The organism is Flavobacterium panici, from assembly GCF_024499525.1.
In the GTDB taxonomy this organism is placed as follows: domain Bacteria; phylum Bacteroidota; class Bacteroidia; order Flavobacteriales; family Flavobacteriaceae; genus Flavobacterium; species Flavobacterium panici.
In genome coordinates, this window is the sequence record NZ_CP100437.1 from 4,971,273 (window position 1) to 4,994,417 (window position 23,145).

At 35.3% G+C, this 23,145-nt stretch carries 14 protein-coding genes; all 14 read right to left on the reverse strand.

Annotated features, from left to right (window positions below; all coding sequences use genetic code 11):
- Positions 1-44: 44 nt before the first annotated feature.
- The 14 genes from NLJ00_RS20810 to NLJ00_RS20875 all read right to left on the reverse strand — a co-directional run bounded on the left by NLJ00_RS20810 (position 45) and on the right by NLJ00_RS20875 (position 23,091).
- A complete protein-coding gene (locus tag NLJ00_RS20810) occupies positions 45-1,631 on the reverse strand; it encodes a glycoside hydrolase (protein ID WP_256635257.1) in 1,587 nt (528 codons plus the stop codon).
- 172 nt (positions 1,632-1,803) lie between these two features.
- Positions 1,804-3,441, reverse strand: coding sequence for a glycoside hydrolase (locus NLJ00_RS20815; protein WP_256635258.1), 1,638 nt, complete (start codon positions 3,439-3,441; stop codon positions 1,804-1,806).
- 1 nt (position 3,442) lies between these two features.
- On the reverse strand, positions 3,443-5,044 hold the full coding sequence (locus NLJ00_RS20820; RefSeq protein WP_256635259.1) for a RagB/SusD family nutrient uptake outer membrane protein: 1,602 nt from the start codon (positions 5,042-5,044) through the stop codon (positions 3,443-3,445).
- Positions 5,045-5,056: 12 nt separating this feature from the next.
- On the reverse strand, positions 5,057-8,089 hold the full coding sequence (locus NLJ00_RS20825) for a SusC/RagA family TonB-linked outer membrane protein (RefSeq protein ID WP_256635260.1): 3,033 nt from the start codon (positions 8,087-8,089) through the stop codon (positions 5,057-5,059).
- A gap of 45 nt (positions 8,090-8,134) precedes the next feature.
- Entirely contained in the window at positions 8,135-9,532 is a 1,398-nt protein-coding gene (locus tag NLJ00_RS20830; protein WP_256635261.1) for a hypothetical protein, read from the reverse strand.
- A gap of 689 nt (positions 9,533-10,221) precedes the next feature.
- Complete coding sequence (locus NLJ00_RS20835; RefSeq protein WP_256635262.1) at positions 10,222-14,262, reverse strand: two-component regulator propeller domain-containing protein; 4,041 nt, start codon at positions 14,260-14,262, stop codon at positions 10,222-10,224.
- A gap of 306 nt (positions 14,263-14,568) precedes the next feature.
- On the reverse strand, positions 14,569-15,474 hold the full coding sequence (locus NLJ00_RS20840; RefSeq protein ID WP_256635263.1) for a carbohydrate kinase family protein: 906 nt from the start codon (positions 15,472-15,474) through the stop codon (positions 14,569-14,571).
- Between the two features lie 112 nt (positions 15,475-15,586).
- Positions 15,587-16,126, reverse strand: a complete 540-nt coding sequence (locus NLJ00_RS20845) for a hypothetical protein (protein ID WP_256635264.1) — start codon at positions 16,124-16,126, stop codon at positions 15,587-15,589.
- Positions 16,127-16,604: 478 nt separating this feature from the next.
- Positions 16,605-17,066, reverse strand: coding sequence for a hypothetical protein (locus NLJ00_RS20850; protein ID WP_256635265.1), 462 nt, complete (start codon positions 17,064-17,066; stop codon positions 16,605-16,607).
- Positions 17,067-17,214: 148 nt separating this feature from the next.
- Complete coding sequence (locus tag NLJ00_RS20855; RefSeq protein WP_256635266.1) at positions 17,215-17,802, reverse strand: LutC/YkgG family protein; 588 nt, start codon at positions 17,800-17,802, stop codon at positions 17,215-17,217.
- Entirely contained in the window at positions 17,792-19,195 is a 1,404-nt protein-coding gene (locus tag NLJ00_RS20860; protein ID WP_256635267.1) for a lactate utilization protein B, read from the reverse strand. Before NLJ00_RS20860 ends, NLJ00_RS20855 begins: the two co-directional genes overlap by 11 nt.
- Before the next feature lie 179 nt (positions 19,196-19,374).
- Positions 19,375-20,130, reverse strand: a complete 756-nt coding sequence (locus NLJ00_RS20865) for a (Fe-S)-binding protein (RefSeq protein ID WP_256635268.1) — start codon at positions 20,128-20,130, stop codon at positions 19,375-19,377.
- 254 nt (positions 20,131-20,384) lie between these two features.
- Positions 20,385-21,746 (reverse strand): FGGY-family carbohydrate kinase, encoded by a 1,362-nt coding sequence (locus NLJ00_RS20870; protein ID WP_256635269.1) that lies wholly within the window; start codon positions 21,744-21,746, stop codon positions 20,385-20,387.
- A gap of 70 nt (positions 21,747-21,816) precedes the next feature.
- A complete protein-coding gene (locus NLJ00_RS20875) occupies positions 21,817-23,091 on the reverse strand; it encodes a TIM barrel protein (protein ID WP_256635270.1) in 1,275 nt (424 codons plus the stop codon).
- Positions 23,092-23,145 lie beyond the last annotated feature (54 nt).

The following is a 23,145-nucleotide window of genomic DNA, read 5'->3' on the forward strand; positions in this document are numbered from 1 at the left end:
TCTCACTGTGACCGTAAACTGAGACTGAAAACTAATACTGAAAACTAATACTGAAGTTCTCCCACAAATGTCACTACAGACCTTGCAGGTATTTCTAAATCATTAATTTTCTGAGTTGCTGTTCTTTTTAGGTTTGAATTTTCAGATGTTATGTAAGGCGTTAATTCGTTGTTTTTTAGGGCTCCTTTTGATAAATTGAACTTGTATTTTTGGGGAGATTTTCCGCAGTTGACTGCTACTACAATTAGTTTTTTATTTTGAACGTCTTTATAAGCGGTTAACATTACGTCGTTTGCTGCATCTAATTCGTTTTGGTTTGGAACATCAATTCTCTGCATTCCGGGACGAACGAAAAGCGAATAATTTCCTAAAGCCCAAAGCAGTTTTGAATCGTGAAATTCTCCGTCGTTTCTAACATAATTCGGTTCGGTTCCTCCGTTGCTTTTTCCATCGTCTAAGTATATCAAACCATCTTTGTAATCAACTCTGGTAATTGATGTCCACCATTGCCATGAAGCGGCGTTGGCAACGGCAATATCATTGTGAATTAAACGTGCTACAAATAAAGCGGTCTGCATTCCTAAATCTCTGCCTCCACCTGAACCTCCGGGAATTTCTGCTTCTCCCGGATTTTCTAAAATGCAATATTCAGACTGCCAATATTTCAATTCCGGGTTTTGTTTGATATTGGCAGCGATTAACTTTCGGCTTAAAACTTGTTTTTCAACTGGCCATGTTGTAAAATAGCTGTGTCCTAAAATGACATTTTTTACATTGGAAAGTTTGGAAATATTTGTTTTTGATTTCCCGAAGAAATAATCAATTTGATTGTCTCTGTTTTCGGCATTTACATTTTCATACAAATAGTTGATTTGGGCGGCTTCGGCAATTACAATTTCTGTACTCATTTTATTGGCTTTGAGTTTTTCAGAAAGTGATTTGGTCAAAGCATAAATTTCGTCGTTTGTTGCCGGAGTTCCTTCCTGACTGTTTTTGTCTCCGTTATTTGGCATCCATTCCCATTGCGGTTCGTTGATTGGGCTTATGTAATCGAATTTGATTCCTTCTTTTTTCTCTAATCCCTGAATACTTTGAACTAAGAAATCGGCAAATTTTGGAATTGCACCATCTTTTAGATTCAGTTTATTTTTTTGGGATGCAAAAGATAGTCCGTTGTTTGTCATCGAAACTGGTGGACTATTTGTAAAAATCAGGAATTTATCGACACCTCGTTTTTTGGCTGCCTGCAGAAACCATCTCTGCCCTTCTTGTTTCGAAAAATCGTAAGTTCCGTCAGCGTTTAGGAAACATTCACTTCTTCTCCATTCGTCAGAAACTTTGCTGTTTTCTCCTTGTTCTGTACTTCCGGCACCAAGGTTAAATCTCCAGATTGAAAGTCCTATTCCTTTTGGGTTTCCGTCTGCATCAATTTCTTTGCTGAAAAGTAAATCGGCAATGGCATTCTTTTTCTGTTCCGGCCAATTTTTCCCCACAAACTGAGTTCTCCAGGCATCAGAACCTCCAAAACCGTCCATGGTTTGTACAACATTATCTGTGCTGATGATAGCAGTTCGCTGTGCAAATGACAGCGAACTTGTTATCAATAAAAGCGAGATATATATTTTTCTCATTTATTTTTTTGTTTTTTATTATCGCATTTTTACCGCTCCGTTTGTCATTCCGAGGAACGAGGAATCGCACGCGTAACCACACAGTGATAGCCAATCTTTGTAGATTCTCTAGTGCGATTTCTCCTTACGTCGAAATGACAAAAATTGCGAATAACAGTAATGCGTAAATATCTTACTTATACGTTCCAACATAAGTCACTACTGCCCTAGCCGGAATCTCAAATCCCGCAGCATCAACAGCAGTTCCTTTCTTCAAACTCAAAGTTTCAGAAGTTGTATAAGGCGTTAATTTATTATCTGTTAAAGCTCCTCCGGCAAGATTTAATTTATAGGCTTTCGCCGATTTGCTGATGTTAACGGCAACAACAACGAGCTTTTTATTTGCTGCGTCTTTATATGCGGTTACCATTACATCATTCACGGAAGTGGCATTATCTACACTTGGAATTTGAACTCTTACCATTCCCGGTTTTACGAAGAATGAAAAGTTTCCTAGCGCCCAAAGTGTTTTTGAATCTCTGATATAACCATCGTTTTTGCAATAATCTGAGTTTCCGGCTCCGTTGCTTGCGCCATCGTCTACGTGAATTAAACCGTCTTTGTAATCGCCGCGGCTAATCGCTGTCCACCATTGCCATGACGTAACTCCTCCAACTGCAATATCTGTATTGATGATACGCGCTGTCCAAAGTGCTAAAGACATTCCTAAATCTCTTCCTGCTCCTGCTCCGCCCGGTAATTCTGAAGTTCCCGGACTTTCCAGAACGCAGTATTCAGATGACCAAAGGCTAATGTTTCCTGCTCCCTGAATTCTGGAAGCTGCTAATTGTCTGGAGGAAACCATTTCGTTTAAAGGCCATGCCTGCCAGTAACTGTGTGCAGAAATGGTTTTCTTTACGTTGCTTAATCCGCTGATTTTTTTAGCTGAATTGGCTCCAAAGAAATAATCAACTTGATTCGATCTGCTTTCTTTGCCCGAAACTGTTTTATACAAAGATTCATAAGCTCCTGCTTCGCCAACTACGATTTGTGCTTCAACTCCTTTTGACTGTAATTTTGGAGATAAAACGTTTACGAAGTTGTAAATGTTAGCGTTTGTAGCCGGAGATCCTTCCTGATTTGTTCCGTCCCACTCGTATTGCGGTTCGTTAAACGGACTTACATAATCGATTGTTAAACCTTGTTCTGTTTTTAATTTATCTAAAGCGTTTGCCCAGAAATCAGCCAAATCTGGCATTTTTCCATCTTTTAAATTGTAAAATTCTTTGATGGTGGCGTGTGCTTTTCCGTTTTGGGTTAAGTACACCGGAGCACTATTGGCGAAAGCCAGTAATTTTTCGACACCACGTTCTCTGGCCGCTTTCATAAACCAAACCTGTCCGGCTTGTTTGTTCATGTTATAACTTACGCCATCTGTTGTAAAACATTCTGTGCGTCTCCATTCATCATTAATATCGCTGGCATCGCCTTGTTCTGAACTTCCTGCTCCAAGATTGAAGCGCCATAATGATAATCCAATTCCTTTTGGGTTTCCATCAGCATCAAAATCTTTGCTGAACAATAAATCGGCAATTTTGTTTCTTTTATCTGAAGGCCAGTTTTTCCCGATAAAATTACACTGCCACGCATCAGAAGCTCCAAAGCTTTCCATTGTCTGCAAAGGCATATCCAGATTTACCTTTAATTCTGTTGTGCCTGATTCTGAATTTGAATCTCCATTATTTTCAGAATCGCAGCTTACTAATAAAGTGCTGGCGAAAAGCAAGCCTGCACACAGCAGACTTACTTTATTGTTATTTAAAAACTTCATCTTAATACCCTGGATTTTGAGTGATTAATCCGCCGCTTAAGTCAATTTCTAACTGTGGTATTGGCCACAATAAGTTTTTAGCCGGATTAAAATTGATTCCTTTGTCTTGTGATTCTCTGGTGTTTGTAGTTTCATACGGATCTGTAGAATTCAGGTTGTACTGAACAAAAGTTCCGTTTGGTCCCATTAGAGATTCGATTACCGGTTTTCCTGTTGTTGGGTCTTTTTCACGACGAATATCAAATAAACGTAATCCTTCAAAAGCTAATTCTAAACGACGCTCTTTGTAGATTTGTCTTAAAAGCGTTGGACCGGAAATTCCTGTTTTTGGTGTTAACTGAACACGCGCTCTGATGATATTAATATCTGCCAATGCATCGCCGCCTGTATGGTAATTTGCTTCTGCTCTTGTCAAATACATTTCTGCCAGACGAATCAACGGAATGTTTAATGGTAAGTGTCCGTCTTTTTTATCTAATGCACGACGTGTCGCTATTGGAATATAATATTTACGGCAGATACGTCCTGATTTATTATCGTTTAAACTGAATTTATGGGTCGGGTTTAAAGTCTCATCTCCATAAGCAGGTTCTCCCCATTTTGTAATGGTGCTTTTGCGACGGATTTCATCATTTTCAGATAAATAAGCGTTTTCTAAATCGCTGGTTGGCATACACCATCCCCAGCCATCCAAAACATCCTGAGCATCATTGCTTGGGAAATTTTTCTTGTCTTCGCCTCTTGCTCCGGCTAATGTAGGTAAAGCGGCTCCTAAACTTTTATCTTGTACAGATGATGACTGTGCTTCCAAAATTGATTCTACTCCGTTATGATTGTTTACATTCCAGATATTTAAGAAATCAGCTTCTAATTGAAAAGGTCCTTCTGTAATTACTTTGTTGGAATATAATTTGGCATCAGCCCATTTTTCTTCAAATAAAGTTACACGCGCTAATAATGCATATGCTGCCCATTTGTTTATTCTTCCGTCTCTTTTTACGGGAGCACTTTCTAATCTTGATGCTGCTTCTTTAAGATCGGCTTCAATTTGAGCGTAAACATCTGCTGCAGAACTGCGCTGTAAATTTAAATCTCCCGTTCCTAAAGATTTTGTGTATAACGGAACTCCGCCAAAAAGGTTTACCAATTCGTAGTAACAATAAGCACGAACGAATAATGATTCTCCCATATATTGATTTCTCTGTGCATCAGAAATTGGCGAGTTTGCCATTTTCTCCAAACCAATATTTGCTGACTGAATGGTGTAAAAATGAGCGGTATAAATACTGTTCATATCTCCCATATTATCGGGCGTAATCAGGTATTGCGAACAAGGTCTATGCGCGCCGCTGTCCTGTCCTGTGTTACCCATCCAGGCATCATCTGTAGACATTTCATTGGTAACTCTTGGTGCAGTTAATGTCCACCAGTCTTTTGCTAATAATAAACGCTGTGTTAATTCATTAGCATAGTTTTCGCATTCCTGCGCAGTTTGAAAATAGTTTTCTAAAGTCTGCGTTCCTCTTTCTTCTTTTTCGATAAAATCGTCACAAGAAACTGTAAATGCAGCTAAAGCTATTATGGATACTAGTATTTTTTTCATGATCGTTTTTTATTAAAATGCAACATTAAGACCCATCAGGATTGTTGGTTGTACAGGATAATTCCATCCGCCAAAACCTGATCCTTTTACTCTGTCTCCTGTATTAGGATCTCCGCCGGCTACTTCAGGATCAACTCCAGAGTAGTTTGTCCATGTCCATAAATTTTGTCCAGATAACGAAATTCTCAATTTATCTAAACCAAATTTGTTGTAGAATGAATACCCTAACTGAAGGTTTTTCATACGTACAAAAGAACCATCTTCAACATACAGAGAGGAGAATTTTGTATAGTTCTCATTATTGTCGTCTTTTGATAAACGCGGAATGTAGTTTGAAGTTCCTTCACCGTGCCAAGCCATTTGATCTAATCCGTTTACTTTGTTTGTTAAACTTGCTCCGTTGTATAAATCTGAAATATTTTGGTTTACGATATCATTTCCAATACTTGAATAAAAGTTAGCTACTAAATCGAAGTTTTTGTATCCAAAATTTAAATTCAAACCTACATTGTAATCTGCCCAAGGAGAACCAATTTTAGTTCTGTCTTTATCGTCCAGTTTTCCGTCGCCGTTTACATCTTTAAAACGAATATCTCCTAATTGTGCATACGGCTGTAATTTTGTTCCGTGTTCGTCTGTATGAGAATTTAATTCGGTTTGATTTTGGAATAAACCATCTGCAACATATCCGTAAAAATATCCAGGTTCTTCACCTTTTACAGTTAAGGTTCTGTTGCTTGCGCCGTATAATTTTTCTCCTTCAGATGACAGAGAAAGCATTTCGACATTTACAGTTGTAAAAGTTAAGTCTACGCCATAAGAGAAATCGCCTTTTTTATCTTTATAAGAAATTAATAAATCGATACCGCTTGACTGCATTGAACCTACGTTTGTCCACATGGTAGAAAATCCAGGGAATCCGCTGTAGGTTGGAAACTGTTTCAGGAATAACATATCGTGTGTTTTCTTTTGATAATATTCTAATGATCCTGAAAGTTTGTTTTTCCACAATCCGAAATCAATTCCAAAACTCACATCTTCTACCGTTTCCCATTTAATATCTTTATTTGCCATTGATGAAGGGAAAGAAGTATCGACAACCTGCCCGTCAATTATATAAAATCCCTGACCAATATTTGACTGATAAACAGCACTTGGTAAATTTTGATTTCCTACTTTACCCCATCCAGCTCTAAATCTTAAATCGCTTAAAACATCTTTTGTAGGCTCCATAAATCCTTCGTTTAAAATTCTCCATGAAACTGAAGCTGAAGGGAAATTTGCCCATTTGTTATTGGCCATGAATTTTGAAGAACCATCTCGTCTAAAAGTTCCTGTGAAATAATATTTACCATCGTAGTTATAAGAAAAACGAGAGAGATAAGACATTATAGAACTTGACCAGCTGTTTCCGCCGCTGTTACGGTTTTTTGTTGCGGCATTTAACTCTCTCATAGAATCTGAGTTATTTGGCACGCCTTCTCCGTAACCCCAAACATCGTTTCCGTTGTATTCTTCCATTGTGTTACCAATCATTAAAGAAGCGTTGTGTTTTCCTCCAAATGTTTTGTTATAGGTTACCGTATTCTGCCATGTCCAGTCTACGTTGTTTGTTGCTCTTCTTTCGATAGTGTTGATTTCTGCTTTTTCGTGTGCGGCATCGATTACGAAATCCGGAGTAAATTTGCTCCAAATTTTATCTCCAACCTCAACAGAAGCCTGTGTACGAATTACTAAACCTTTTATAGGTTCGTATTGTAAGTATCCGTTTGTATTTAAATTGTACTGATCTGTATAATCATCGTAACGGTTTACAGCTGCAACGGGATTCCATACATACGATGGAGAACGTGCATAAATACTGTATTCATTTTCTAATCCTGTTAACTGATCTGCAGGTTTGTAAATTGGCGTAATTGGGTCAATTTTATCAAAATCTGCCCAGTTGCCCGGAGCGCCCCAAGTTTCGTAACGTGGGTTTAAAGTAATTCCGGCTGAGAATTTATCAGAGAATTTAAAATCATTTGCAATTCTCATGGTCACTCTTTCCCATCCGCCTATTCCGTACATAGACTCTGAGTTATAGTAATTCAAACTTATAGCATAAGTATGTTTGTCTGAACCGCCGCTTACTCCAAAAGAAGCATTCGTTACAGGAGTTCCGGTTTTAATTCCAGCTCTCCACCAGTCTGTTGTTTTTCCTTTGTATTGAGAAGGATTTGGCAGATAATCTGAATAACCTGAATTGTTGTAAGCCGTATTCATGATAGTTGCATAACCTTCGGCGTCAGCCATATTATAGGGATTATTCATGATCTGCATACCTGAACTCAAATCAAAATTGAATCTTGTTTTTCCAACTTTTCCTTTTTTGGTTGTAATCAGGATAACTCCGTTTGATGCACGAGAACCGTAAATAGCACTTGCCGAAGCATCTTTTAAAACTTCCATAGATTCAATTTCGTTATTGCTTAGGAAATTGATGCTGGTTCCCATTGGGATTCCGTCCACCACATAAAGCGGATCTGTACTTAAGTTTACGGTAGAAATTCCACGAATCAGGACTCTTGGCTGTGCGCCGGGTCCGCCTTGTCCTGTAACCTGAACTCCGGAAACTTTTCCCTGTAATGATTCCGTTACGTTACCTACTGTCATGGTTTGTAATTCTTTTCCTTTTATAGAAGAAATTGAACTCGTTACATCGCTCTTTTTTACAGCGGCATAACCTACAACCACGATTTCGTCTAAGGCCTGGCTTGATTCCTGAAGCACAATATTGATCTCCGTTTTATCGCCAACAGCTATTAATTGAGTTGTAAAACCCACAAATGAAAACTCGATTTGTGCATTTTTGTTTGGAATATTGATTGTATAATTTCCGTCGAAATCAGTCGCTGCAGATGTTGAAGTTCCTTTTACAATTACGTTTACTCCCGGAATTGGTACATTTGCTTTATCCTTAACGGTTCCTTTTATTTTTATTTGTCCAAATGATACAGCAGTACACAAAAGGGCAATAAAAAACCATATATATTTAAATTTCATATTTAGATGTTTTATTTATTAATGTTATAAAAGCCTGATAACAAATTATTTCTTTGTTATAAAAACTCTCTCTAACTCTGTATCAAGAACTACTTTGTAAACTCCGGCCACTGCTGGGTATTTCGCATTTCCGTTTTCGCCCGGTGACATGGTACAAATACCATTTTTAATTAATCTCCATGATGGGCTCCACCATTGACCTGTAAAAGTTGCTTCCATTTGTCCTGTCAAAGTATATTCTCCTACTAATTGATAAGGGTTGTTTGGATTATTTGCTAAATGCAGTCCTGTTTGAACCCAGGCTGTCCATGTATCCCAATCTGCACCCTGAATTCCGCCGCCGCAAACACTCACGAATGGTCTTCTTAAAGCTTCATCATCATGCCATAATCCGTTCGCGATATCTGCCCAGACTTTGCTTGAAGGTGTATATTTTGTGGCTGTATATTTTAAAGTATTTGGATTTACTTTGATACTATAATATCCTTTTGTTGGAAGAATAATTGCCGTTGAAGCAACATCGTCTACTAATTCTCCAGAAGTATTCAATCCAAAACAATGTGGTGCAAAATCGGATTCCTGACCTAAGAAATAAATTTCTTTATTGTCTTTATCTGCGTAGTATTTGAATTCGAAATCCTGTCCGCTTTTTTCGTGGAAGTACATCGGAACTCCAACTGCATCTGTCGTAAGGTTTGTACCTTTTGGCTGATCACATAAATAAAGAGCTGGATATTCGTTTGTTGCTACAATATTTACGCTTAAAGTTCCTGTATTCGGAATCGCAAATTTGTCTTTTGCAGTAATAGTCAATACATAATCTGCAGCCGTTACAGGCAGTGTATAGGTTTTATTAAAAGTGTATGATTGAGGCGAACCTGTTAACGTAACCGTTTCGTCAATACCAAGCGCTTCACATTTTACCTGAACATAATCAATTCCAGAATCGTCGTTTACTACAAAATTTACCGGCATTTGGTTACTTGTCGATAACAAGATAACGGCACCTTCTTTTGGCGTAACCATTGTTATGGACGGAGCTGCAAATTCTCCGTCTAAACGCAGGTTTGCTTCTTCATTTACAACATTTCCCGAAACGTCTGTAATAATTAATTTTATTTTGAATGCCTCAGAAGTTCCTCTGTTTGCCGGAACTTCAAAAAAGTAACTCAAATCGTATGATTTTAAAAGAGGATCTGTGGCAAATGAGATTACTTTATCAAGCGATAATTCCGGAATTTGAATCTCTACGCTTTTTAATCCTAAATCGTCAGCCAGAGCGGCTTTGATTTCAAATTTTCTGCTTGGTGCACCATAAATTTCTTTTGTTGATACCACTACCGTAGGATTATCAGAACTTGGAAATCCTGATTCGTTATTTTGACATCCGGTAAAAAAGATGGCAAAAAGGGTAAGAAAAAATAAAAATACATTTTTTTTCATTTCTTAATTTTTAAAGTTAGGTTTAGTTAGTTTGTCGTTTTCAAAAAACGTAAGTTGGTTTAAACTTGTAGGTCATTTTTTAAGTTTGGTCTTATCTGTTCCTGAGGCTAAACAGACTGCAATTGGTTATCTGGTTATTTTCATATTGGTGAGTTTGGTTAATTGTTAGTATATCTTTTTCCTTTTTTTCGTTCTTCTTTACTCTTTCATCTTTTAAGTCTTGCTGTTTGTTATTTTACCCGCAGTTTTTAAGAGCTGCGGGTATGATAAGTTATACTGTAAAACCAACTCTTACTTAATGTTTAAAAAAGGCTCAATTCTTTAAACTACTAAAAAACTTATCGAAACAAACACTTATGATTATAACATAGTAATGTGACTAACTTCATTACTATTACTGCAAAGAAATGTTTAATTCAAACTTTCCAGCAGGGGTAAAATGGAAAAAAAAGGAGGTCAAATTTGCAATTAACCATTATTTTGAGTTAAATTTTAAGGACTACGAAAAAATACCAGCATATTTTTACATAATACGTAATTATTAAATTTCATGTTTTTTTTTAAAGAATTCCGTTTGTCATTTCGACCGAAGGGAGAAATCGCACAAGGTTGTCGACAAAGATTGGAGAGATGCTTTGTCGAGTTACGAGTGCGATTTCTCCCTTCGGTCGAAATGACAAAAAACCTTATTATTTGATAATATTGAGATCTGAGTTGAAAGAACTCTTGTATTTTTTAATGTATTCTGATGGAGTCATTCCAAAGAGCTTTACAAACTGCTGTCTGAAATATTTTGGATCTTCAAAGCCAACTTCGGCACTTGCCTGAGTGATGTTCATATCTTCAGTCAGCATTAACATCGCAGCTCTTCGAATACGAACTGAACGTATAAAAGCATTTAAAGTCTGTCCTGAAATGATTTTGATTTTGGTATAAAGCGTCCTGTGGCTCATTCCCATTTCGAGCGCAAAGTTTTTGATGGTAAAATCTCTTTTATGAATATTAGCTTCTACAATGTCAATACATTTTTTTAGCATTTCCTGATATTCTACCGGAACTTTTTGGGTATTTTCCTTAAGTGTAATGCTATCTAAGAAATAAGTTCGCAGGTTGCTTCTATTTCGCAGTAAAGATTCTACACGTGCTTTTAGGATATCATCATCAAATGGTTTTGTGATATAATCATCGGCACCATCATTTATTCCCTGCAAATGAGTTTCAGGATTTTTTGATGCCGTAAGCAGAATTACCGGAATATGCGACAAATCGTTGCTTTCTTTTATTTTTCGGCATAATTCTAAACCATCCATTTCTTCCATTGTAATATCACTGATTACAAGATCCGGCATGTGTTTTTTGGTCAGTTTTAAACCTTCTTCTCCATTTTCGGCACTGTAAACAACATAATTTTCCGAGAATAATTTTATCAGATAAGCTCTGATTTCGGCATTATCATCAATAATTAAAACGGTGCGTTTTTCAGTAAGCATGATTTTTTGGAAATCACTTTCTGAAACTATAGTATTTGAAGCTGCATTGTTTTCTTCTGCATCGTCAATTATTAATTCATCAAACAATTGGCTTCTTTGCGGAGCTTCATTTGTAATTTCGACATTTTCAAAATGACTGTTTCCTTTCAGAAAAGTTAGTTTAAATGTGCTTCCTTTCCCAATTTCACTTTCGCAGCTTACTTTGCCTTTGTGTTTGTCTACAAAGTATTTGACAATAAAAAGCCCGATTCCGAAACCGGTTCCTATTGAAACTTTTGAATTGATTTGTTTGAATTTTTCGAAAATTACCTCGATATCTTTTTTCTCGATTCCGTCGCCGTTATCCGAGATTTCAAGAAAAACTTCCTCATCACTTTCTGTTACTATAAGATTGATTTCACCGCCAATTGGAGTGTACTTAAAAGCATTTGACATTAAGTTGAATAACGAAATCTCAATTTTTTCATAATCGCCAATAATCACAATTTCATGATCTGGAATCGTAAAATTATAATTGATATTTTTATCTTTTGCCTGATTTACAAAACATTGATACACTTCATTACAAAGGTTATTCACATTTATTGGAGATAAACGTAATGAATCGGCATCATTTTCTGCTTTTCTAAAAAGTAAAAGCTGATCTACCAAACTTAAAAGTCTTCTGGCATTTCGGTGTGCAATTGCCAAATCACTTCCTGAAGAACCATTTTGAACATCTTCTTTCTGAACTGCTTTTTTCAACGGATTTATAATCAGCGAAAGCGGCGTTCTAAATTCATGCGAAATATAAGTAAACATCGAAGATTGCTTTTCGGCAATTTCCTTTTCTTTCTTGCTTTCCAGTTCGGCAATTTTGACTTTATATTTTAGTTTTTCTTTGTTTTTATGATAATCCAGATAAACAAAAAGAAGTCCGGCAATACTCAAAATATACAATAAATAAGCCCACCAGGTTCTGTACCAAGGCGGCAGAACTTGTATCGAAACAAGGCTGACTTCTTTGTTCCAGCCTCCTTTAAAATTGGTTGTTTTTACTTTAAAAGTATATTTTCCTTCGGGAAGTCTGGAGTAATTTGCTTTTCGGGCCTGACCCACATAATTCCATTGTTCATCCCAGTTTTCTAAAAAATAAGCATAATTTATTTTGTCGGCATTATTATAATCCAAGGCAACAAATTCTAATGACAATGTAGTTTGATCGTAAGCCAGTTCGACTTCTTTTATTTTTTCAGAATCGGTTGTGATTTCTGCTTTGCTCTCTTCAATTGGCTGATTGTTTACATAAAAATCAGTCAGCAAAACATTGTTTTTTTGATTGAATCCTTTTATTGCTTCGGGAAAAAAGATATTAAAACCGTTTATACCGCCAAAAAGAAATTCTCCTGTCGATAACTGAAGACCGGCATTAAAACTAAACTGATTGCTTTGAAGTCCGTCGTTTACAGAGAAATTACGGAAGGTTTTTCTCTTTTTATCAAATCGGCAAATACCATTATACGTACTCATCCAAAGATTTCCTTCTTTATCTTCAAATAACCTTAAAATGGTGTTGGATGGAAGCCCGTCATCAGATGTAAATCTTTTAAATTTATTTGTTTTTCTATCAAACAAAAGCAAACCGCCTTCCTGCGTTCCTAACCAAAGATTTTTGTCTTTATCTTCATGAATGCATCGAACAGGATTTCCTATTGTGGTTTTGGTAATCTTTTTGGTGTTTTTTTCTATGGAAAATAAAGACGTATAATTTCCTCCCCAAAGCTTTCCGTCGCTTGTTTCTATAATAGACTGCAGGTTGGTCACATTTTTATCAAAAAGAACAAAATTGTTTTGGGCTCGGTCAAAAAGGTACAAAGCACCTTCATTAGTGGCGCTTGCCCAAATATTTGCTTTTGAATCTTTGTAGACAAACCAAATGTTTTTCTCCACTTGTTTGGTGTACGGATTGTAACAAGAAAATTTTGTTACGGTATTGTTTTGCTTATTGATTCGGTTTACGCCGCCAGCCCAGGTAGAAAGCCAGATATCATTATTGTTATCGCGGACTATTCCGGTAATAAAACTGCTTGAAAGCGCATTGCTGTAATTGATGTAAGTATTATTTTTTCGGTCCCAATATTTTAAACCTGCGCCGTCTGTCCCAACCCATAAATTCTTTTTTTCATCTTCACAAAAAGACAGAATAAAGTTTTCGGCGGGGTCTTTTCCATTGTATCTAATGCTTTTAAAATATTTTGGCGTGTCGCTCAGCATACTGATTCCGCCTCGAAGGGAACCAAACCATTTGTTACCGGATTTATCTTCGTATAAACTCCAAACCGAATTACTTTTTGCTAATTGATTGTTTTTAACCGAATTATAAGGGACGGCTTTTTTATTGCTTCCAATAACCTGAAAAATTCCGCAGCCGTCTGTTGTAACCCAGATTTCTCCTTTTTTATCTGAAAGAATATCGGTTACACTGCATTTGCCTGAAAAATAATTATCTGAAAGTGCTCCACTTTTGGTATTAAAAAGAAAAAGCCCTTCGTCTGTTCCGAACCAAAGATTTCCATCTAAAGAGAGTTTCATTGCTTTTACGCCAATTGAAAGTGGAAAAACGACTTGTAATTTCTTTAAATTATAAGTGTAATTGCAAAGTCCAACATTTCGAATATAAACCCAGCTTCCCGATTTATTTTTATTTTCCTGAATAGCTATGGCGTCGTAATTATTGACATTGATTTGGTTTCCTAAAACAGTAAGCGGAATTGGTTTTCCCATAAACGAACCATTTTCAAAAGCAACTAATCCTAAATTTTGAGAAGCAATTAAAAAAAGTTTATCAGAAACGGAACGCATCTGATGTACAATATCTTTTAAAGATTTTTTCTTTTTGTTTGAAGAAGTATATTCGACAGAATGAAATGTAGCCGAGGTTTTGTTGTAAATACAGACTCCGTTGTTTCCTCCTACCCAAATATTGTTTTTAGAATCGCCTTCGATATTGTAAATCGCATTAAATAATAATGATTTTGGATCGTTGATTCGGTTTCTGAAAACTTTGAAATTGTAGCCGTCGTATCGGTTTAAGCCATCGTAAGTTCCAAACCACATAAAACCTTCGCTGTCCTGAAATATCGTAGTTACGGAATTATTTGATAATCCGTCAGATATATCCAAAAACTTAACGGGATAATCTTGCGAATATCCTGAAAATGAAAAGCTTATTAGCAGAAGATATAGAACAAAATGCTTCAAAGTGTAATTTTTAAAATACTTGTAAAAAGTACAATTATAAGCTAATTTGACAGTATTTTACAAAAATTACAATATAAAAATTATATTTTGCCCTTTGTTTATAGGATTTTTATAGCGGTTGATTGTTTTTAATAAAGTTATACCTATGTTTTTCTTGGTGCGGCTATAGCTTTTCCTCATTTTTTGTCATTTCGACGAAAGGAGAAATCGCACTAGAAACTCTACAAAGATTGGCGATTCACTTTGAGGAAATACTAGTGCGATTTCTCGTTCCTCGAAATGACAAACTTTACGAGTAAATGAAGATTAGTTTCCTTTTCCTCTCATTAAATCTTCAATCTGAGACAAAGAAATTTTCGGATTTGCACCCGGCGAACCAGCAACCAAAGCGCCCATTGCGCAAGCCAAATCTAAAGCTTCCTGCGGTTTTTTATCCGTAAGTAAAGAGGTTACTAAAGTGGCTAAGAAAGAATCTCCAGCACCAACAGTATCAGCAACCACAATTGGATAACCATTATTTTCATAAAAAGTGCCTTCCCATAATAGTAAAGCGCCATCTTTACCTCTTGTAACACATATTCCTTTTACGTCTGCCAAAGAAGAAATAAAATTCATATTCTCTTTTAAATCGGTATGTGGGAAATTTAAAGCTGAGGATATTTCTAAAATTTCTTCATCATTAAACTTTACGAAATTGGCGGATTTCATTAATTTTTCAAGAATCTCATACGTATAATGTGGCTTTCTTAAATTGACATCGAAAACTTTATAAGTATTTGTTTGTAAAAGTTCTTCTAATGATTTTCTGGAAACCTCATCTCTGCAGACCAAACTTCCGTAAATTAAAACATCAGCATCATTAGTAAGTTTTCTTGCTTCGTTATTTAATATAATTTTATCCCAAGCCGATGGATATTTTATTTCATAAGTTGCAGATCCTGTTTGATCTAAAGTTACGTTTACCAATCCTGTTGGGAAATCTTTTGAGGTAATTATGGAAGCGGTTTCGAGTCCTAAATCTTTTACGGTTTCTATGATGGCTTTTCCGTCTTCGTCATTTCCTACACAGCTAATCATGGCAACATCACAGCCTAATGATTTCATTCTCAAAGCTACATTCAACGGTGCGCCGCCTATCTTTTTTTCGTTGGTAAAAACATCCCACAGCACTTCTCCGTACGCAATCGCTTTAAGCTTTTTTTCGTTACTCATTCCTAATTTGTTTTTGTTAATCCTGAAATATAAAGTTATACTTTTAATTAAAACTGACCTAGGAATTAGTTATTGTATAATAAAAAAGAGGATTTAAAAATCCTCTTTTTTATTACTTCATTAATTTCATAACGGTATCATCAACTGGAAGACAATCTGTTTCAAGGGAATCTTTTCGTATATAATCTATTATTGCCTGATTCTTTTTGTTGTCCAAAATTATTGAAAGCTTATGTTCTTTTTCTTCCTTAATAAATATGAGTTTATCAACATTGTTTTTCTCTACAGTATTTATTGTATCATTTTTAATGGCACAAGCTTTCCCATAATATTCTGTTGTACAAGGAGAAGTATCGCTATAAAGATAAAAATCAATACAATTATTTTCTAAATATGTAATTCCTAGCCATTGAGTTGTTATTTCATCATCATTTAATTCCTTAAACTCGTAAACTTTTGAAAATTTTGTCTTTATAGAATCCAGAAGTTTATCTTCATTATTTTCCTTGTAATTGTTTTTATCATCTTGAATATTTTCTTGAGGTTTATTTGAAATGATCGTAGTTTTTTTCTCAACTATCTTTTCAGCATCGTTGTTTTTACAGCTAATGAAAGAGGAAACAATTAAAACGATCAATAAAATTTTCTTCATATTTATAAATTACTAATTAAGATTTTTTCTAGGTTAAAACTTTATTTTAGCAAATCTACTATTAAAAAAAAGAGGATTTAAAAATCCTCTTTTTATATAATTATTATTTTTTTGTAATGAATCAAATACTCCTAACGGAGTATGCGGTATGTGCTAAATTTTATTTTTTCTACCGACCATATACTCCTAGCGGAGTATTTCTACTGTCGTTTTATTTTTACCGATATTGAACCCCTAACGGGGTATGCTTAACTCGTAATGCTATTGTTTTCTACCGATATGAAACCCCTAACGGGGTATGCTTAACGGGTAATGTTATTATTTTTTCTACCCATATAAAACTCCTAACAGAGTTAATCTGTAACGTTATTTATTTCAATAAAATATCTCGGAGAGATTAAATATCGGTAGCATTCCACGATAACGCCTTCAAAATTTGTCCCGTAGGGACTAAACATTCAATACAATAAAAACATACTTATTCTTTGATATTGAGTATTGCAAAAATTTCTTGTTTAAGTGACGCTTCGCAAGCATCTATGGAATCATTACCGAAAGCATACATATCACTTTTGGTAAAGCCGGCTTTAAAGATTTCTGTAGTATCTGTTACTTCCTGATCAAAATCAGCTTCTATAGATCCTTTATATTTTTTAGAATAACGAATCTTATAGAATCTGCCAACACTCTCAGAAGAACCTATTGAAGAACCGCCTTCACCTTTATATCGTATTCCGTCAACATTGTAAATCAAATAATCAATTTTAGCTCCTTTATATTTGCGGTGTGAAATACATTTTCCAACTGTGACTTTTCCATTTAACTTAATATCTTTTCTTATAAGATATCCTTCAAAAAGTAGAAATAAAAAAAATAAAAAGCCTAAGATGATAAAAACTGCTGAAATTATACCAATTATTTTAAGTCCTATTGCCTTCATAATTATTCTTTTTACCTAATACGATACTAAACAAATATAACGTAAAACTCTACCACGCTTTTATAAAAATTTTAAATCTATTAAATAAAAAAACTGTGCAAAGTCAAAAGACACTTACACAGTTTATTTTATGATGAAACTGTAAATATTAATCCAATAAAAAAACAATCAATCCACGCGCACCATGCGCACCCAAAACCAACGACTGCTCAATATCAGCAGTTTTTGAAGGTCCGGCAATAAAAGTTCCGAAACCATATTCCTGATTCCCTATTCTTTCATAGGCTTGCTGCATCGTGCGGACAATATCATTTTTATGAACAATTATTGCTAAATATTGTGCAATAAAAGGAGCAATTCGCTGTCCTAAAATATCATCGGTTACCCAAAGTGCACTGTTTTCTGCAACTCCAAAATGAGCTTTTACAACCGTTAATTCAACATCCTGAAGCGAATGCGGATCAACATTATTCCAGTCTAATGAAGCGATTTCCGAAAGCTCTGGAAGTGTTGTAATTAATCTCTTTTGAAGATTATAATGTGATTTTATATAATTGATAATTTCACTATAATTAGAAACCTCAATAGGATCTCCGCCAATACCTTTTAAAACTGTTTTATAGGTTTCAAGGTTATCAAAATCTTCTGAACCTAAAACACTTAAATCCGGCAGATCTGTCACTACATCGGGTTGGATTAGTTTTATTCTATTTAAAATTTCGGCTTTACTGCTCATTGTCTTTTGCTTTAGATTCTCTCGAATTTTTCTTGTACCATTCTCTAAAAGATTCCTCAGGAACGTCTGGCATTTCGCGCTGGTCATACCATTTATTCATTTTATTATTGACCATTCCAGGAACATTTTTCATTATAAATCTTCCTGATTTTCCTGCAATATTAAAAATCGTTGGATTGGCTAAAACCGTTGCCATCGTTTTCATGGCGATGGTTTTTGCTTTTGGCGTATAACCGTCTTTTACCAAAACCTGACGCCATTTGTACAATTGATCGTGAATATCAATTTTTACAGGGCAAACGTTGGTACAGGAACCACAAAGTGTACTTGCAAAAGGCAGGTCGGCATTTTTGCTCATATCTAAATTGGGGGCTAAAATAGAACCAATTGGTCCGGCAACTGCATTGTGGTAACTGTGTCCACCGCTTCGTCTGTAAACGGGACAAGTATTCATACACGCACCACAGCGAATACATTTTAGGGAATTTCTAAAATCTTCTCTTCCTAATTGTTTGCTTCTTCCGTTGTCGACAATTACGATATGAAGTTCTTTTCCGTCTCTTGGTTTCTTGAAATGACTTGAAAAAGTAGTTATCGGTTGTCCTGTTGCGCTTCTTGCTAATAATCTCAGGAAAACACCTAAATGTTTGCGCTGTGGGATCAGTTTTTCAAATCCCATACAGGCAATATGAACATCAGCTAAATGCGCGCCCATATCGGCATTTCCTTCGTTGGTGCAAACTACAAATTCTCCGGTTTCTGCAATGGCAAAATTAACTCCGGTTAAAGCTACTTTTCTGGTTAAGAATGTATTTCGTAAACTATGACGTGCCGATTCGGTTAAATATTGCGGATCAAAATTTCCTTTTTCTGTTCCAAGATGTTCGTGGAAAGTTTCACTTACATCTTCTTTTTTAAGATGAATGGCTGGTAAAACAATATGACTTGGCGGTTCTTTACGAAGTTGTACAATATATTCTCCTAAATCTGAATCGATAACTTCTATTCCTTTTTCGGCTAAATAATCATTTAAATGACATTCTTCTGTAAGCATTGATTTTGATTTCACCATTTGCTTTACGTCATGTTTTGCCATGATTGAATGCACGATTTCATTGTGTTCTTTTGCATCGGCTGCCCAGTGTACAATGATTCCGTTTCTTTGTGCATTGGCTTCAAATTCAACTAAATAATCATGAATATTAGAAAGTACATTGGCTTTTATTTGGGATGCCGTTTCACGTAATAATTCCCAATCCTTAATTTGATGTGCCGATTTATCACGCTTTGCACGAACAAACCAAAGTGTTTCATCATGCCAATTGACACGTTCTACATCTTTGTTGAACTTTGCTGCGGCTTCGCTGTGCTGTATTATTTTTTCTGATGACATCTTTTGTCAGTTAAATGTTTTTACCATTAAGGTATTAAGTTAATTAAGCCAAACTTTATGAACTTAAATGCTTAAGGATAAAAGAAAATTAAGCTTCAATTTTAAATAGTTTCTCTGTTTTAGCATTAAGTCAAGCTTTATGAATCTAATATCTTAATGGTAGAAAAAGAAATTTATGATTATCTTAAATTTACTTCGTTTTCGAGTGAATTTAATATTTCAGCAATATGAATGGTTTTTATTCGGCTTTTTTGTCTTTTCAAAATTCCATCTAAATGCATTAAACAAGACATATCTCCACCTGTAATATAATCTACATTATGGCTTTCGTGATCTTTAATTCGGTCTTGTCCCATTTTTACAGAAATAGCTTCTTCGGTCACACAAAATGTTCCTCCAAAACCACAGCATTCATCTTTTCTCGTTAAAGCAACTAAATCTAATCCTTTTATATTATGCAGTAATTGTTCAGGTTTTGAGAAAAATGGTGCGTTTAATTCCGACATTTGAGAAAGATGTAATCCACGTTGTCCGTGGCAGCTTACGTGCATTCCGACTTTAAAAGGAAAACTTCCGTCAATATGGTCAATTTTTAAAATATCAGTTATAAATTCTGTTAATTCAAAAACGGTGTTTCTAATTTTTGTCGCGGCTTCTTCATTTTTTTCGTCATGCAAATGGTCTTTTACATGCAGCACACAACTTCCCGAAGGACATACTATATAATCGAATCCCGCAAAATTGGCTATAAAATTAGCGTCACAGCCTTTTGTTAAATGTGCATAACCGCTGTTTGCCATTGGCTGACCGCAGCAGGTTTGTCCCATCGGAAAATGAACTTCACAGCCTAATTTCTGTAAAAGTTCGTATGTCGCAATACCAACTTTTGGATAAAACTGATCGACATAACACGGTATAAATAGTCCGATTTTCATTTTTTATTATTTTATTTTTAGCCCGCAGATTTGGCAGATTAAACAGATACACGCAGATTTTATAAAATTAAATCTGAATGAATCTACTCGTTTGTTTGTCATTTCGACGAAGGAGAAATCTTCGTAAGTAACTCCGCAACTAAAGTCCAATCTTTGTCGAGCTTCTCGCGAAGATTTCTCCTTCGTCGAAATGACAATACTATCTCAATTTAACGCACATTTTAATTCTTAATCTATTTATCTGCGTTATTATGTTAATGTTTATAAAACTTCAAATCAATCAAATCATTCTGGATTGGTTTAGGATTCCAGTTTTGATGAATTGCCAATGCTGCTCCTAAAGCACTTGCCTGCGCCATCGATGCAGCATAAACTTCAACATCCGGAAAAGCTTCGGCTAATAAATTCATATAAATTGAATTTTTACTGAAACCTCCGTCTACAAATATTTTCTTTACAGGGCTGTTATGAATGACTAAGTTAGTTGAAAAAACCTGCTGCTCCACCAAATCTAACATTAATTGATGATAGGCCGTTTCGTAATTTTTGAATGTTGAAAGGTCTCTTTTTTGAAAAGGGCATTCTTTCAGAATATCAAAATTGTATTTTTTAGGATAAATGATTTGAAAATTTAACGCGCGTAAATTTGAAACTACATTTTTATCAAAATAAACGTCTTTGTACGTATCAATCGGAACGTTAAAATGTTCTGCTAAACGTTTGGTTTGTACTTCGTGTTCGTTTCCTGCAAAAAGTCTTGCGGCTTTTACAGGCTTTTCTGTGTATTGTAAATAACACAAACAATCGTTTTGTAATTCTTCAAAAGTCAACGGTTTATTGTTGAACGGATTTAAGGAAATACTCCAGGTTCCTGTTGATAATAAAACAAAAGGCTCGGTAAAGTTTATGGTATACGGAATTATCGCCGATGAACTATCGTGAAGCCCTGCTCCTACTGCCAGCCCGTCTTTTGTTTTGACAACATCTTTTCCGTAATAAAACGGCGGAATTTTACCTGAAATCCCTTCACTTTTTAGCCATTTATGGTATTTCATTTTTTTGAAATTCCAAAGATTGGTATGACAGCCAACGCTTGTAATATCGGCGTAAGCTTCATTGGTTAAAAGAAAACTCAGAAATTGCGGCAGGTGTAAACAATATTGCACCTTTTTAAACAAGTCCGGTTTTTCTTCTTTTAAACGGTAAATCTGCATTCCTGAATTTAAGCTTCCCAAAACGGGAGAAGCTGTTTTTACGGCAAACGCTTCTTTTCCTTTGTATTTTTTATAAAAGTCGTTTTTTAAATCCTCCGGATAATCTTTTAAATAATTATACAGAGGAGTTAAAACTTTTCCTTCTTTATCAATGTAGACAAAACTAGCACCGTAAGTACTAAAATTGATGGCTTTTAAAATATAATTGGTTAAAGCTTTTATTTCTGATAAACGCTCAAAAATCCAGTTTTTAAGCACTTCTATATCTTCGCAGGGAAAACCATCTTCGTCGACAGTTTCGTCAAAATTGACTGATTTCTCCCAAACAATTCTATAATTTTCATCAAATAAAAATACCTTTTTGTTTGTTTTACCAATATCAAAAATTGCAACTACATTCATTTTTTTAATTGTAAATTGTGAGTTGTGAATTGTGAATTACAGATATTAACTTATAATTCAAAACTCATAATTATAATCCTGTTGCCAATGTTTTTAGTCCTCTTTCTCCAATAAGATTTTTTCTAACAGAAAGGCTTCTGTATAATTCTACCGGATTTAAAGCTGCTCCTGAACGTAAACGGGCTTCAGCAACAAGAGCGCGAACGTCTGTACGGAAAGCGTTTTGAAGAATTTCCTGTGCTTTTACTACATCATTTTCCTGCTGTGCTTGTTCTAATGCTTTTCTGTCTACAGAAAGTGCTTGTGCGTAAGCAATCATAATGGCTTCAACAGATTGTAATAAATCTTCTAACGGATCTTTGATGTTGTGCGATGCGTCGATCATCCAGCCTAAATCTTTGGCGTGGTTCATTCCTCTTGCGTCCATTCCTTCAACTAATTCATTGAAGATCAAGAATAATTGATATGGCTTTAATGCTCCGGCAGTTAAATCGTCATCGCCGTATTTTGAATCATTAAAGTGGAATCCGCCCAATTTGTTTTCCATTAATAATAAGGAAACGATTTGTTCGATATTCGCATTTGGTAAATGATGTCCTAAATCAACTAATGTTTGTGCTTTATCGCCTAATTTTTTCACGTAAGAATAGGATTGTCCCCAGTCTGCAACTGTTGTAGAATAAAAGTTAGGTTCGGCACATTTGTATTCTAAAAATAGTTTCCAGTTTGAAGGTAATGCATCGTAGATTTCTTCTAAACTTTCTAAGGTATTTTGGTACGCTTTACGGAAGTTTAATTGTCCCGGAAAATTTGAACCATCAGCCAGCCAAACGGTTAACGATTCAGATCCTAATTCGATTCCGTGTTTAATTACTTCAATATTGTGTGCAATTGCCTGTTTGCGAACGGCCTTATTTACGTTTTGTAATGAACCGTATTTGTATGTATGTTCTGCATCTGCCTGATCCTGAAATGTATTCGAGTTCATGGCGTCAAACTTTAAATTGTGCTGCGATGCTAATGTTTTGATTGCTTTATAATCTTGTGGAATATCCCACGGAATATGAAGCGAAATGGCTCCTGAAGCATTGTTTAATTTATGAAGCAATCCAACATCTTCGATTTTTTCTTCGATTGAACGTGGTTCTCCGCCTCCTGCAAAACGTCCGAATCTTGTTCCTCCTGTTCCTAAAGCCCAAGATGGAATTGCGATTTGAAAATCGATTAGTTTTTGGATAATCGACTCTGTATTATCAATTTCTGATGCTGTAAAAACAAGTTTGTTTTGGTGTTTTTTTAATAATCCCTCGTTATGAGATTCGATGTGGTTTGATCCGATTAACATAGTTATTGATATTTTAATAGAGTTACAATATATGAATTTTAGACGCAGATTTTA

Bases quoted from the DNA above. Each gene is read 5' to 3' on its own strand.
- NLJ00_RS20810 (WP_256635257.1), bottom strand. From the start codon at position 1,631: ATGAGAAAAATATATATCTCGCTTTTATTGATAACAAGTTCGCTGTCA.
- NLJ00_RS20815 (WP_256635258.1), bottom strand. From the start codon at position 3,441: ATGAAGTTTTTAAATAACAATAAAGTAAGTCTGCTGTGTGCAGGCTTG.
- NLJ00_RS20820 (WP_256635259.1), bottom strand. From the start codon at position 5,044: ATGAAAAAAATACTAGTATCCATAATAGCTTTAGCTGCATTTACAGTT.
- NLJ00_RS20825 (WP_256635260.1), bottom strand. From the start codon at position 8,089: ATGAAATTTAAATATATATGGTTTTTTATTGCCCTTTTGTGTACTGCT.
- NLJ00_RS20830 (WP_256635261.1), bottom strand. From the start codon at position 9,532: ATGAAAAAAAATGTATTTTTATTTTTTCTTACCCTTTTTGCCATCTTT.
- NLJ00_RS20840 (WP_256635263.1), bottom strand. From the start codon at position 15,474: ATGAGTAACGAAAAAAAGCTTAAAGCGATTGCGTACGGAGAAGTGCTG.
- NLJ00_RS20845 (WP_256635264.1), bottom strand. From the start codon at position 16,126: ATGAAGAAAATTTTATTGATCGTTTTAATTGTTTCCTCTTTCATTAGC.
- NLJ00_RS20850 (WP_256635265.1), bottom strand. From the start codon at position 17,066: ATGAAGGCAATAGGACTTAAAATAATTGGTATAATTTCAGCAGTTTTT.
- NLJ00_RS20855 (WP_256635266.1), bottom strand. From the start codon at position 17,802: ATGAGCAGTAAAGCCGAAATTTTAAATAGAATAAAACTAATCCAACCC.
- NLJ00_RS20860 (WP_256635267.1), bottom strand. From the start codon at position 19,195: ATGTCATCAGAAAAAATAATACAGCACAGCGAAGCCGCAGCAAAGTTC.
- NLJ00_RS20865 (WP_256635268.1), bottom strand. From the start codon at position 20,130: ATGAAAATCGGACTATTTATACCGTGTTATGTCGATCAGTTTTATCCA.
- NLJ00_RS20870 (WP_256635269.1), bottom strand. From the start codon at position 21,746: ATGAATGTAGTTGCAATTTTTGATATTGGTAAAACAAACAAAAAGGTA.
- NLJ00_RS20875 (WP_256635270.1), bottom strand. From the start codon at position 23,091: ATGTTAATCGGATCAAACCACATCGAATCTCATAACGAGGGATTATTA.